At 45.6% G+C, this 14,698-nt stretch carries 9 protein-coding genes and 1 pseudogene; 3 read left to right on the forward strand and 7 right to left on the reverse strand.

Annotated elements, in window-relative coordinates:
- Positions 1-541: 541 nt before the first annotated feature.
- The 5 genes and pseudogenes from C0068_RS16385 to C0068_RS16400 form a co-directional block, all read right to left on the reverse strand.
- A complete protein-coding gene (locus C0068_RS16385; RefSeq protein WP_103685561.1) occupies positions 542-1,057 on the reverse strand; it encodes a hypothetical protein in 516 nt (171 codons plus the stop codon).
- Positions 1,047-2,024, reverse strand: a complete 978-nt coding sequence (locus C0068_RS16390; protein WP_233208845.1) for a hypothetical protein — start codon at positions 2,022-2,024, stop codon at positions 1,047-1,049. The genes C0068_RS16385 and C0068_RS16390 overlap by 11 nt, the downstream gene beginning before the upstream one ends.
- 18 nt (positions 2,025-2,042) lie before the next feature.
- A pseudogene (locus C0068_RS19880) lies at positions 2,043-2,195 on the reverse strand (RHS repeat-associated core domain-containing protein); the annotation flags it as partial.
- Between the two features lie 78 nt (positions 2,196-2,273).
- A complete protein-coding gene (locus C0068_RS16395; protein ID WP_103685563.1) occupies positions 2,274-2,918 on the reverse strand; it encodes a hypothetical protein in 645 nt (214 codons plus the stop codon).
- Between the two features lie 12 nt (positions 2,919-2,930).
- Positions 2,931-9,440: an FG-GAP-like repeat-containing protein gene (locus C0068_RS16400; RefSeq protein ID WP_103685564.1), complete on the reverse strand. Its 6,510-nt coding sequence runs from the start codon at positions 9,438-9,440 to the stop codon at positions 2,931-2,933.
- A 195-nt stretch (positions 9,441-9,635) separates the two neighbouring features.
- On the opposite strand from C0068_RS16400, the gene C0068_RS16405 reads away from it, so the two are divergent.
- On the forward strand, positions 9,636-10,166 hold the full coding sequence (locus C0068_RS16405) for a hypothetical protein (protein ID WP_103685565.1): 531 nt from the start codon (positions 9,636-9,638) through the stop codon (positions 10,164-10,166).
- Between the two features lie 28 nt (positions 10,167-10,194).
- On the opposite strand, the gene C0068_RS16410 is transcribed toward C0068_RS16405, so the two are convergent.
- On the reverse strand, positions 10,195-10,698 hold the full coding sequence (locus tag C0068_RS16410; protein WP_103685566.1) for a type II secretion system protein M: 504 nt from the start codon (positions 10,696-10,698) through the stop codon (positions 10,195-10,197).
- Positions 10,695-11,948 carry a type II secretion system protein GspL gene (gene gspL, locus C0068_RS16415; RefSeq protein ID WP_103685567.1) on the reverse strand — a complete coding sequence of 418 codons (1,254 nt, stop codon included), beginning with the start codon at positions 11,946-11,948 and terminating at the stop codon, positions 10,695-10,697. The genes C0068_RS16410 and gspL overlap by 4 nt, the downstream gene beginning before the upstream one ends.
- A gap of 130 nt (positions 11,949-12,078) precedes the next feature.
- Between gspL and C0068_RS16420 the strand changes: the two genes are divergently transcribed.
- Entirely contained in the window at positions 12,079-12,753 is a 675-nt protein-coding gene (locus tag C0068_RS16420; protein WP_103685568.1) for a type II secretion system protein N, read from the forward strand.
- Complete coding sequence (gspD, locus tag C0068_RS16425; protein ID WP_158250014.1) at positions 12,686-14,698, forward strand: type II secretion system secretin GspD; 2,013 nt, start codon at positions 12,686-12,688, stop codon at positions 14,696-14,698. Before C0068_RS16420 ends, gspD begins: the two co-directional genes overlap by 68 nt.

A 14,698-nucleotide genomic window follows, 5' to 3' on the forward strand; every position in this document is an offset into this window, starting at 1 on the left:
ATAGTCTGAAACTATTTCTTGCCCTAACAGAGCGACGTTTAAAGCAGTCTTTCCTGTCACAGCCGCCCAACCTCCAACCGCTAAAGCTCCTACTTTAAAAGTATTTATTGCTATATTCAGATTCCTATCGCCTCGATACCTCGTATCTCGGTTGTAAGCATCACCAAAGGATGCTGCTGGAGACCAGCCCGTACCGCTATTTGGAACTACGCAACTTCCATCACTACATCCAGGGCCAGTAATTCTGGGCGTTACTATCGAACCCCCACTTCGAAGAAACGCATCGCCGTCTGGATTTTTCTCATCCATATAAACATGCCCGTTGCCGTGATCAACAGATGGCAACATCGCCTCTTGAAACTCAAAAGCAATGTTCTCCAGTGCACTACTTATCGATGGCACCCCACCCTGAAAAGAACCGCCTAAACCACGACCGGTAATCCCAGCAGCAGCCCCAACAGCAGCCCCTTCACCCCATCTATAAAAAATTTACCACCACACCATTCAATGAAATATTGCAGGACACACCATACCCGTAGGACTATCGGCCAAGACCCGCTACGCCTTTAACAAATTGAAATGGAAATTGGTACTTTTCTGAAAGAAGTCTAAACGCAATAAGGCCACAATCGGCAGTGTAAATTAATTCAAACTTCTTGACTTTATTGACACCCAAGTAGTAATCAAGATTCTTAGATACTGAAATGTAATACACATTATTGTATGTCTTATTTAGAAGACTGAGATTCTCTAACCTGTGAACAACGTCAAAAGTAGTGCCTTGCTCAATCCAACTCTGACCTACAGCGAACGGCACCTTCGGAATGACCACATCCAGATTATCTGAAATAAGACAGACTTTATTTTTATCAAGATCACAAGCCTTCACCACTTGAGTAACATCACCTGATTTCACCTCATAGCTACTACTAGATACAGACACTACCAGCTCACTTCCAAATGGTGAAATATACGAGTACTCCTGTGCATCAGCCGCGATGGTAAAAATAACTATAAAAACATAAGCAAATAATCGGATAAACCACTTAATAGCCATACGCCCTCCTAACAGCTCCCCCAGTCCTTCGGGCATCAGACTCTTGCTCACCATAATATACAGAAACTCCAGGCGCAGGCCCGTTCATAGCTCGATTTACCGGACTAAGATGCCTTAATTCATGTGTAAATGATTCTATAGCCCCACCTAAAGTCTGTGCCCTCCCTACAGCAATGTTGATTTTTACATCCATGACTCGACCCATTGCCCTTCCAGCAATAGACTGATCTGAACTAAACGTCACATCTGCATTAGCACCGTCAATAGAAGCAACAACCTTAAGCTTTATGCCCTTATCGAAACCTCCCAAAACCTGGTCTTCAACAAGACTAATATCTAGGTCACCACTTCTGATATCAGCAACTACCATATCCCTGGCCTGGCTTACATTCTGCTTGGCAAGCTCCCACTGCTCTTCGGTGTATGTTTTGCTATCCAGCTGCCCGCCATTTGATTCAGAGACAGTAACTGCCTCAGCAGGCGGTGCAACAGCACTTAAGATCCTACTAATACCATAGCCAATCGCCGCCCCAACCGCAGCCCCCTTGACCCCATCTATAAATTTCTGACCGCTTGCTTTTGCAACAACGCCACCCATAAACATCGCGGCCGCAAAATTGCTACCAATAGCGTCACCAACAACACCCGTCAGGCCTCCCCCAATCATTCCATCCAAACCTGGCACACCACTTGTCACCAAACCCACAGCTATCCCCGTCAGAGCTTGGTCTATGGTGCCACCATTTGCCAGCGTAATCGCTGCGTTTAGCCCCATCATGATTTTACCCGCCAAAACACAACCCCCAGGGCCGCCCACCCCACAAGCAAACCCAACGATCACAGCAGACAACCCCGGCGTCTCAGCAAACGCGCGCCCAATTTTGATAAGACCAGATTTAATTCCATTGGCTATAGAGTCCAAGGCACTGCCGATCGCTTTACCTATTTTCTTAACCAATTTCTTCAAGAAAAAACCGCTAGGGTCGGTATAACTAAGCGGATTATTCTCCACATAGCTATAGCGGTTTAGCGCTTGTAAGTTGGTACTGTCGCCTACAAATGGATCAGCACTTAAGAAACGGCCGATCTCTGCGTCATCAAAACGGGTAACTCTCTCTTTTTCAAGAAGATATGTCAGATCAGATCGAGACTTCTACAGTTAAGATATGCCAAAATTTTTACCTGCCCCTGATCTCAAATTAGCTCCGTTGATGACCTAATTTAGTAAATCTTTTTCATTCAGATATTCAATAACCGCGTCAAGGGAAATACTCTGTTCACGGCCTAATTCCTCAAGTTTAATTTCATATTTTAGAAGCATAGAAGGGTCTCTTTCAAAGCATATATTTCCTTGATATAGGTGAGTCAGTAACCCTGCCGCAAGGATATTACCCTCCTCAGCGGCGCTACCCAAGAGCTCAACAATAGCGCCTCTATTTTCCACACAGCACTCTTCCAACAAAGTGACAGCAAGTAAAAATTCATACCGTCCTTTAGATTTAATTTTTTGATTTACTATATGATCAAGCAACTCTCTTCCAATTTCACGTTCAAAATCACCAGCATACGTATTCAGATAAGAGTTCATATAAATACTCATATCTCTTAAAGCATCCGGATTTCGCCTAGTAATTCCTGAAAGCCTGTCATTAATCAATACCCGAAGCTCCGTTCTCGATATCTCCTTACCATTAAAGCACCTTAAGCCAATTTCTAAACCATCAACAATATAGTCGCCTTTATTACTGTGGATAGTCTTCTTGACGTCAACACAACTTTTTAAACCTTCAACACTAGAGAAAGCATAACCTGAAACTAAATTAAGGAAAATTGCCACTAATAAATATCTAGATAGTTTCATTTTGAACGACCTTTAATAACAAGTTACACCAGAATTTTTTGCGTACTCCGTGCAAACCTGATTCGCGTTAACCTTTTCACCCACTGAGATACCAAATCCTACTGAAGGATTTTTGAAAAATTTCCACGATTTCCGAAGGATAGAATTTGACTTGTCTACAATTGTCTCCCAGTTTGGATTGTCAATAATATCTGGGCCGTAACCCGCCTCAACAGCTTTCATACAATCAATATAAGGCGAGCATGCCATTATTCCAGCCTGCTCATCGCCATAAAATACCTTATCCAACAAGATTCTTTCCTCTAAATTCATCGCAAGCAGTGGGTTTCCATCTTCATTTAGGAATCGATCCGGATATGCTCTGTTACCATCACTATCCAAAAAGTATCGCTCACCATCCTCATCAGTACTAAAGCCCGAGTTAGCGGGCTCAGGATTCAGAATCCTGTGAATACCATAGCCAATCGCCGCCCCCACAGCCGCGCCCTTGACCCCATCTATAAACTTACCACCTTGGGCCTTCGCCACACTACCACCAACAAACATAGCTGCACCTACATTTCCTACATTGCCAGCGTCGAAAGCCACGCCCAATTGCGTTGTGAACTCCCCAGCAATATACCCAACTGCAGCGCCCGTAATAACCTGTTCGATTGTACCGCCATTCGCCGCCGTCATAGCCGCATTAAAAGCCGCAACACAAGCAGCGGCCGCGCCATTGCATACAATACCTAGACCAATACTGATCGCAGTAGACAAGCCCTCGACTCGACCTATTTCTCGGAAGAATTTCTTGTGGGCAGATAAAAACGCGTCGGCAACCGCCTTATGGGCCTTACCGATGGCATTACCTATTTTCTTAACCAATTTCTTCAAGAAAAAACCGCTAGGGTCGGTATAACTAAGCGGATTGTTCTCCACATAGCTATAGCGGTTTAGTGCCTGAAGGTTGGTACTGTCGCCCACAAATGGATCAGCACTTAAGAAACGGCCAATCTCTGCGTCGTACACTCGTCCACCCATGTGGATGAGATTGACCCCATCCAGTTGTTCATGACCAGTAAAGCCTTTATTAGTGATATCACTACTCAGTGTCAGCGCTGAGATCGTGAGATTCCCCTTTTGGTAGGCACTCAGCGTACTCCAGCTACCGAGAATCGATTGAATCTCAGCCAAGGTGGTTGCTCTGCGCTTACCCCAGGGATCAAAGCTAAAAGACTCTACCTCCTCGCCATTTTCATCAGTGATAAGGACGGTGCTGCCAATATGGTCTTTGTGCAGGTAGCGCGTGTCCACTGTTCCGGCACTGTTGGCTGTACGATTCTTATAAGTAACAATGGTATTGCCACCGACATAGTGGCGTTCTTTGATATCACCATTAGGCAATGTGACCTTTTCATATAGACCACCTACAAACACGGTATTGCTAATGCCCGCAGCGGTTTCGTCCATCCGCGTGATTAGCTGTCTGTCAGCACCGTAGCCCATGGTTGTTTTATTGGTCGTGCCTTGACTGATAAAAGTCGGTTTATCAAACAGATTCCACGTAATACTACGACCATCGCCACTGAGCATATTGCCATTAAGATCATAACTGTAATTGGTGTTTTTACTACCGATGCCCCCTCCCGTGATTTGGCAGACAGCATGTGGTCCTGCTCCCCCGTTAGAACAAGTACTACCGTATGTGTAAACGCCAACACCGGTCTTACTTATAATATTTCCTAGAGGATCATAACGGATATCTACTACCTGCTCCTCACCATTTCCAAAATCGGCTTTGGTTGTAAAAAGTCGATTAAGGACATCGTAAACAAAGTCTTCCTCAAAACCATTTACATGGTCTATTCGCTGGTACAAATTCCCAAGCTTATCGAAACTAAACTCCTGATTCTGACGATAATCTAAAAGCGCGTTCTGGGTAACAACTTGCTCAAGATAGCCGGTAGCGGCGTCATACTGATGTTGAGTGGTCAAGCCATTGCCCAGCAAGGCATTGACTATATTGCCACGCGCATCCTGTGCGTTGACGGTGTAATAGACCTCATTGTTTGCCGCATTTTTAAGTGCACTGAGATAACCGCGATTATTGTATACATTTTCGATGGTCAAACGATTGCTTGGCCCGGGGTATTGCACCGTGGCCACTCGATTGAGGCTGTCGTAGGTCGTATTGCTGTAATAGGTTACACCGGAGATTTTTTCCGCAAGTTGAGTACCGCGCCCAAAGCTGTCGTAGGTCGCTGTTTGCTGATAACCATTTGGGCTTTTCACCCAGTGCAGCTTTCCAATGCCCGCGCCACTGGCAGTGTCAAATTGCCACGTCGTGGTCTCAACATTCGCAGTATTACCAGCACATTGGTTCGTCGATTGGGCCGTTTGGCCAACATTTCCGATACTGGGCTTAGTTCCGGTATATGCATCGATGCGCTTAACTTTACGGCCTAATTTATCGTACGCTGAACAGGTGGTTTTTCCAAGTGCATTGGTTTGGGTAATCAGCTGCCCCAAACCATTGTAGGTATAACTCCACACGCCTTTATCAGGATCATCCATACTGGATTTCCTACCAAGCACGTCGTAGCTGATCGTAGTGGCAGGTGATAATGTAACTGGAGTGATCGCAGTCATCTGGCCAAACGCATCGTATTCATACTGTAGCAATCTGTTCGCAGTATCTTTTACTTGAATTAGATTACCTAAGGAATCGCGCGTTTCCGTTTTCTTTTGGGGCCAACCATATATGTTCATGGTGGATATAACAGTGAGCCCATTATAATTTACCGTGTCATAGCGGCCATCTGCATTGACAGTAGTAACGGGCCGACCCAATTGGTCATACACAATCGTATTCCAGCTTGGACTACCCGTTCCCGCTTTATACGGTTCACTGACTTTAACGTTATGACCTTTAGCATCGTATTCGTAATCCATCAGAATCCATTCTTCGCTTCCACTAGCAAATCCTAGTACCGCCTTTCTCAACGTTCGGCCAAGTTTGTCGAAATACTCGTGGCTTTCACTACCATCAGCGCCGAGCGACTGAATATAGTATTCTGCCGTCCAGGTAGGATCACTTGGGCAAAACTCGGTTGAACTGCTGCAGTTGAGATAAAAAGTGTTAGCAATAACTTGATTGGCAGTACCGTATAGTACAGCCGACTGTCGCAACCGGCGGAAATAATCATATGCAAACGCACTTACCAATCCATTTGCATCCGTAGTGCGTGTCCTTAACCCTGCGCCGGCAGAACTGTCATCTAAGTATTCATGACTCACACTTTGGCCAAGCGCGTTAGTTTCGGTCATAACATAACGACCGGTGTTATCATAAGTCACTTTGCTAGTCCGGCTGGCAAAATCTGGCCCAGACACGGTGACGGCCAGATTGTGACCAAAGCTATCTACCGATGTTTGACCAGCTTCATTAATGCCGTACCGAGTGGTGTGTAAGGCTGTACTCGTGCCGGGCTTCATGATCCGCTCAGCCATTTTTCTGCCCGTAGGATTTGAGCCGACAGTGTCATAATCAAATTCAGAGGTACGTGTTAACGCCGGTTTATTTGGTACTACCGTTGTCACAGAGCTGCTGGTTAACATCCCCATCAACCAATTAGTCGTGTCGTTTTTATATTTTGACGTCGTCGTTGTCGTCCGAATCGGTGTTGTAGCGCTCGCCGAGCTGTACACCTTACTGACCATGACCCTTGACGAATTATCTACCTCATAATAGATATCGGCTACGGATGGATTAGTGACAACTTCCTTGTGTAGAAACGCACCATTAAGATCTTTTTTGGTCACCGTCGTTTTTAATACAGAACGAAAGTAGCGTACGGTATCAATGTCAGTAGGGCCATCAGTGCAGTCGCTACCATCGCCCCCAGCACACAGGTAATTCACTGACCACTGATTTTCAGTCTTACTTAATGTAGAGCCAGTTAACGGAGACGTGGTCGTCACCTCTTTCAAAGTGCCTTGTAGCAGGTTTTCATAGTCTTGGCTAAAAGTAGAGACGGTCTCAATTCCTGTGTCATTGTTAATGATCTTAACTTGCTCAAAGCCGAGATTGCCAAGTCCTTCCTGGTGAATTAATAATTTTTTATAGCGGTATGAGTTACTATTTTTGCCGCCTATTCCGTTGCTTTGGCTTACTTTCGACACAAGGTAACTGGCATTTTGCACATTAACTAAGGGATATACTGCGTCGCTACCTCGGTCGTAAAAATAGGGGTCAGTAGGGTCATTCAAGAAACGATACTCAAACTCCGTTTCCACGCCCATACCATTAGAAACCTTAGCGAGGTAATCGGGACGTTCGTTATTATGCAGTCGCACCTGCCACGTATTACTAATCGCTAAAATGAGATCCGACATCCCATTACCGGTTATATCAGCCACTTGTGGCCCCCAATCCCACCCTGTGCTAGGTATACCTGTAGCGGTGTAACTCATTGTTGTGCCATTGGAGGTTAATACACCCCACTGATTCCCATAACTGAAAAGGATGTCTGCCTGGCCGTCGGCGTTGTAGTCATAAACTAAAGCATTGTCCCATTGCGAATTTCCAAATATATTTGAAGGATATGCAATTGTAGGCTCTGTAAACCCGTGCCCAGTATTGATTCGAAACCAAATTTTAGAATCATAACGAGTAATAAGATCTGGCAAACTGTCGCCATTCACATCGGCGACTTTCATGCCGGAAAAACCGTCGGGGCCACCGAAACCTGAGCGATATTTAAATACCGGCCCACCTTGAGAATAGTAAACCCCCCAAGATGAGCTAGTGATTTGCTGCAGCACATCATCCAAGCCATCGCCATTAAAATCTGCGATCCAGACCTTTCCATTCACAAAGTTATAATACAAATTGGTAATCTGTGGGTCACCAAATCCCCCGTTGGCCCCTTTACCTAAAAAGCGCACCCAAGTGAAGCCTTGACTATTATCGTAATAAACAAGATCTTTACGGCCATCACCATCGACATCCATAAGACGCGTGGTACTGGCATTCGATACATTTATACCCGTGCTAATTTTAGTGAAATTAGGACCACCCGGTATGGTTACTGTGACCGGCTGGCCACCCCACTGAAACGTATATGTCTGTGGCGTGGTGGTGGTAGCTTGTAGCACATGCCAAACACCACCGTAATCCACCAGTAAATCTTCCTTCAGATCATCGTTATATCTAAAACTATGAGATGTTGCGGGGTTACTTGAAGCAATTGCCGTAGTTTGAGTAATTAGCCCGCCACCATTACTTAAAAGGATGCGCCAATACCCACCATAAGACTGCACTAAATCATCACGACCATCGCCGTTTACATCCATTACATGCGGGTTTTGGTTACCACCATCTTCAGAACTTCCGCTATTAACTGCTTGCGCAGAAAACCCAGGCTGTCCATCGTCCCAAGTAAAATAGGTAGCCGGCGCGCACCAATAGGAGACGCACTCTTGTACTGAAGCGACTCGTGATTCACCGGTAGCAGCATTCGTTGTATAAGTAAGCTTCATCTCACGCTGCTTTACCCCCAAAGTAGTCGCTGTCGTGAGACCAGTAACAGATTTTAGACGCATTGTATGCCGATTACGTTGACCTGCAAAAAAGCCGTATGACGTATCGGGCCGTGTCTCATATAAAAATTTAACTTCGTTTTGCGGCTCTGTGCCAACAAAATTATAATTAATGTGACCAATCAAATACTCGCCATTTTCATCATCGTCGTGGTAATAATATTGAATTTTATTGTCAAATCGATCAACCGATTCCGCGACACGCCACTCGTACGATCGACTCTCCACATTAACGACCGGATTTTCCAATTGCCCCGTGGGGCTATAACACACAAAATAGGAGTCACTCGGCCCACCAAGTATTACGCTTCCGGCGATTGGGCAAGTATAAAAAGTTCTCTCAACTGACGCTCTTGCATTACTTGATACATTTGATTCATCGCCATAGATATGTACGCGGCCATCTGCAGTCCAGACTTTAAACCATATGGGATTATGCGCTCCATTAGTGGCTTGAATGTTTGTCTCACCCTCCATCAAAGTCCCTTCGGACCCGTATGAAACTATTTTGGAAATATTATCGTACTCTGTACGGTATTCAGTGCCCGCCGCACCGTATTCACCGTTAACTGCGATTAAACGCTGTCCGTCTATACAAAACTGATCATCGTCATCGAAGTTAATACCATCATGATATCCATCACGAAAGATAGTCGTAGAGCATCGATGTATGGAAGAAAGTCCTGCAATATCAAATCCCATTCCTACCACACCATTTCCGCCATTACTGCTATAAGTAATCGCAATGTCTGGCTTCATACCCTGCACACCCGCAGGCAAATTTACTGGTATATTATATTGGGCACTGCCATCATTTCCGACATCATACTGCCCCGAAACAGCGCTAGCTACCATCGTGGCAGCGTGCGATTCCATGGTGAACCCAATAAGTAGCGTAAGAATATTCAGGGCAATGCATCGAGAAAAGAGTCGGGCCATGTCGGCAGTCCTTTGCTAAAATAAGTTGGCATTTTTATCAGCGAATCAATGTTCTATCTATATGTCGCTAGTCGCGGATGATTCACTAAAACGCAAATGAGCCGCAATACGCGTTTTCCCCTAGTGGCTCTCGCATTTGAATTGTGAAAAACTCAGTTTTATAAACCAATGCCTCGTTCTGAAAGGACTCGGAAAATGAAAAAAGTGTGTTTCACCAATATTGTAATTTCGACTTTCACCGCAGCTTGCCTATTCACCATAGCCAGCAGCTCCCTATACGCCGCTGAAAAAGATAGAAATCGTCAAGCAGAAAAATTGGAAGCAAAAGGCATCGAGACGCTTCCTATTCAAGCCTTGATGGACATATACGGAGCGTGTTTACGCTCAGCGCTCAGCATTGAAGAAAGCGGATTGGAAAGTCTCGCTAAGAGTTCGGCAAAAAAAGAAATAAAGAAGAGTGACCTCAATCGTCACTGCCAAGATGAACGCAAAGAACTTAGCAAGCGAACTACAGGTCAATTCGTTGATAAACTAGACGACCTTTTTGAAAAGGAAGCTAATGTCTATTTGCAAGTGAATACCGGTAAAAAAGATACCAAGCACGGCACTGAAAGCCTCGCTATCGCATCGCCTGTAAGCAAAGATCTCACACCAAAAGCACAGGCTAAACCAAAGATCGGCCGAGAAATGACGGATGTTAGTGCAGGCCCATTGGTCAGCCAATAGCCTAACTGATTACTTTCAGTCATCTCAATTATCGCGCCTCCTGGAGCGCCAATCTTGCTCGCGCCATACCCGGTTCGGTACGAATTATTGACGCATCCACTGTTATAATATGGTGCTCACTCTGAAGCCGAAAGATAAATTGAAAAAGCTGATCAACGTCTCCAGGCTCGACCATCACTTGCACACCACCCTCTCGAAAATCTGAGCGGATTAGGCGAATTTGGTTCTGTGTGGCCGCCTGATTCACCCGTGAAAGTAGCGATTGGCGCTGAAAGTCACTTTGGGAAGCCTCAACGGAGGTTTGGATCTTTTCAAGGGTAGGCGCTGCGCCAGCAAACCACCTAGCCTCTTCCCGTGCATTTTCATACATTGCTCTTGCTTCTGTGAAGGCGCTATATGCTTGATTCAACAACAGCATTGCCAACAAGCAGCCGCACCCCATCAACCACTGTGCCTTTGATGCACTACGAAGCATGTCGGTAGTTGCATCTAATGCCAAATTTAGCTTGAGGTTTTTTCTAAGGTTGATCACATTGCCGCCCCTGCGCGCACCCGAAATCTAATGACTTGCGCTCCACTTTCTCCTCCCGCATCACTAACAGAAACGATATCCGCCACGTAACCATCCGACCGGAATGCTACTAGCATTGCCTCCGCTAACGGCACCGATAATTCGTCAATATCCACATAGGCTTCTCTATTATCAGCCGAGTATTGGATTTGCTTCAGGAGCGGGCCCATTAAATTTGCCGCCTGCCACGCGGAAGTTATATCGGCAAGAATCTCTGCGAACGGAAGTACATTTTTTTTGTTTTGCTGCGCTGTATTATAAGCGGCTATTCTCAATTCAGATGCGCGGCGCACATTAAGCCTAGGGATTGGCTCAGGAAATAATACTTGATAAGCAGAGCGTGTTTCTGCTTGAACTGCCTGAGCGCGACTCTCTAGTTGATTAGCCATGAGCACAAAATATATTGCCAGTATCCCCGCCACACCCGTTGTTATTCCAGCAACGCGCTGCCCCCAGCCAAGGCGCTTCTGTCGGTGTATTGGTGTAAGATCGCCTTGAAGTAAATTGACAGCATTAGACCTCTGAGCCATGCAGGCAATCCATGTATCAAAGTGCGATTCGCCAATCATGTGAACCTGATCTGGCGAGAACTTAGCCGCCCACTCTGGCTTAGCTTCTCGAAGGTAAACACTCACCTGCTCTGGCGAAAATTTCATCAGATAATCTTCTAGCTGCGAAACGGCAGACTCTGGCCAATTGGCGCCTTCATGCCCATGGCGCATGAGAACGCGAGTACCGTCAATTGCTAGCGTAAGATTCTTTTCATTGGGTAGAATATCTATCTCAGTAACCACCTCATCAAGCGGAATGCCCATTTCGGCAAAGCGGGCCACAATGTTAAGCAATAACGAATAGTCGCTTACACGAATTGCACACTCGCCACTATCATCGGGGGAGCCGACAGCAATACTCTGCTTGTCAGGATTTTCCACCAGCAGGTCTTCTACCGCATACCCCAAAGCCGACTGATATTTTTTCATCTTGGCATGTGGTAAAAAACGCGCCAAATGGGTTACAAATATTGCTGGGAGGACAGCGATGATGCGCGCGTATTCTTCCGCTGGGAGAAATGATGTTAGTTCTGTCAGCTCAATAGTGTCATCCCATTCCCCGTCTGCATGGAAGACAACCGCCGTTGCCACTCCCGGCTTACCTCGCACCCACTGCGTATCAGGGACGATGATTAACGACTTCAATTTTTCGGCCAGCATATCATTTTCTCGCTCGCTAGGGCCTTGTAAGAATGTACCACACTAGTAAAATCCCTTATCACTGTAGTAGGTCCAATTGGACATAACACACGGTACAATGTACAAAATATATTAGGTTGGATACAGTATCATGGCTGGAGAGCAATCTTACCACCGACAACAGATTATCCCCATCACGCTCGGCCTAAGCGCGCTTGTCGCGCTGCTCGTCTTGGTTGCACATTATCATCTCCAGAGTATTTTGAATGATACGAACCTATCAAGTATTACAGAGCCTCTATATGACCAACTGAACTTGGCAGAAAGCGAGCAAACAGTGCATGGAAATACTAAATTGATGGATTTGAATTCCTACAGTCAATTAGCACTAATGGGCACCAAAGCTATCCCATTGGAACCAGAGCCTATGCTCGAATCCATACCAGAAACAGAACTCTCTCTGTCTTTAGCAGGTGTATTTGCCAGCTCAACTCAAGGTCAATCTGCGGCGTTGATCAGCATCAATGGGGAGCCAGCCAAATACTACCGTAGTGGGATGGAGATTCAACCGGGTCTTGAATTAATTGAGATTCACCCAGGTAAAGTGACCTTACGTAATCAAGGACGATATGAAAAACTGGCATTCAACGTGGTTTCAATTTGGTCAGAGAGTACGGCTGTGTCAGAATCCAGCCAAAAGCACAACAAGGACGACTCGGAGGTTTCAAACGAGGATGTGGATACACTTGCTGCATATATTGGAGGAGGCAGCGGCATTTCGCGAAATACCTTGGCGGAATTGCTACGCAACTCTCCCCCGCGATAACAATAAAGCAAGGCGAGATAGACGAGCCACTCAGGATGTAATTTTTCAAACACTTTCGTGCTTTTGCCTAGCAGGCATAATCCTGCTGGGACTTTTCCACCCACTTCCGGCATTTTCTAAAGAAGCCTCAGATAGCCAGATAGCGGTTGAACTTGAAGATGTAGATATCCGAGATTTTGTACGGTGGTGCGCTGAAATCACCGGACAAACTATTGTTGTTCACCCACAAGTATCGGGCAAAGTTACGGTTATTTCAGGCAAGCAGATCTCCAGCGAGGAGGCTTACCAAGTTTTCCTTGCTACGTTGCAAGTACATGGTTTTACTGTTATTCGCAGCGATGACGTTTTAAAAGTAATCCCTTCCGCACAAGCTAAAGAAAACGAAATCCCTCTGCTCGAAGGGGACTCAAGCGCTCAATCAGAAGATATCGTTGTTAAAATTCTCTCTGTTAGTAGCATTCCTGCTCGAGAGGTCGTTGAACTGCTAAAACCGATTTCTTCTGCCACAGCTTATTTGGCTGCGTATGCACCAACCAATGCGCTAATCGTTGCCGATCGCCGTTCAAAGGTTTTACAGCTAGAAAAAATCATTGGCCGTATTGACCAAGCTGCTGAAATCGAAGTGCAAATAATACCGCTAGTATTTGCCAATGCTGATGAAGTCTCAGCAACCATTAGAGAGCTTATCGGTTCAGCTAAGCAGCAGGGAAACGGACCAGAGTTTCGCCTGTCCGTCGATAGACGAAGCAATAGCATTCTGGTATCTGGGGACGCAATGACTAAAGCACAAGTTCGCGATCTCGTTAATCAGATGGATAAGCCGGTTAAGGGTACTGGCAATACCTCGGTCATTCGTCTTCAATATGCCGAAGCTGGTAAGTTGGTACCTATTCTTGAAACCGTTAGTGGAAGTATCCAGCGCGGGGAGAAAGATCAGCGTCTAGCGAACGTAGATATTAAAATTAGTGCCCACGAGCCCTTAAATTCCCTAATAATCACAGCTCCACCAAGTGTAATGGAAACCATGCGAGCTGTGATCCAAGAGTTAGACGCTAGGCGCGCCCAAGTTCTGGTTGAAGCAATTATTGTCGAAGTCAGTGAGGACTTAAGTAAAGATCTTGGGGTGGAGTGGCAAACCAACCTTGAAACTGATGACGCCGTTTTCGGATCGGTCTCGCTCCTACCAAACGCCATTTCCGACACCATTAATATTTCGGGAGGCGCGGCAAGTGGCGGCGCGGGGTTATCACTAGGGTATTTCAGAAATGGCTCTTTACGAGCGATGATCAGGGCATTAGAGGGATCGTCTGAAGCCAATATCCTTTCCACACCAAGTATCGTTGCACTAGATAATGAAGAGGCGAAAATATTGGTGGGGTCAAACGTGCCTTTCGTTACTGGGTCACTGCAACGCGCTGGCGATGAAAATCCTTTCCAAACAATCCAGCGACAAGACATTGGCGTTACTTTAAATATACGACCTAGAATCAATAATCGTAATTCACTGACGCTAGATATTTCCCAAAAAGTGGAAAGCATTGGTCAGTCTTCCGTTCAAACCGCCGACATTATCACTAATAAGCGGGAATTGAGCACACGCGTATTAATTGAAAATGATGACGTGCTAGTTTTAGGTGGCCTTATCCGTGATGAAGTTATGGAAACCGTAAGTAAAGTCCCATTTCTCGGCGATATTCCGGTAATAGGCAGAGCTTTTCGTAGTACGAGTAATAGTATGGTCAAACGTAATTTGATGGTATTCATTCACCCGCTAATTTTGCCTGATCGTGCATCTGGCGTAGCCATCTCAAATGAGCGTTACAATGAAATTAGGGATCAGCAGTTACGTTTTAGAAACCGCGTAGAGACATTCCTATTACCTGACGCGCTTCCGATATTGCCTGAATTAAAATCGAATACTGTCGATGCTCCAGTTGAACCGTGA

The sequence above is a fragment of the Zhongshania marina genome (assembly GCF_002915595.1).
GTDB classification, from domain to species: Bacteria; Pseudomonadota; Gammaproteobacteria; order Pseudomonadales; family Spongiibacteraceae; genus Spongiibacter; species Spongiibacter marinus_B.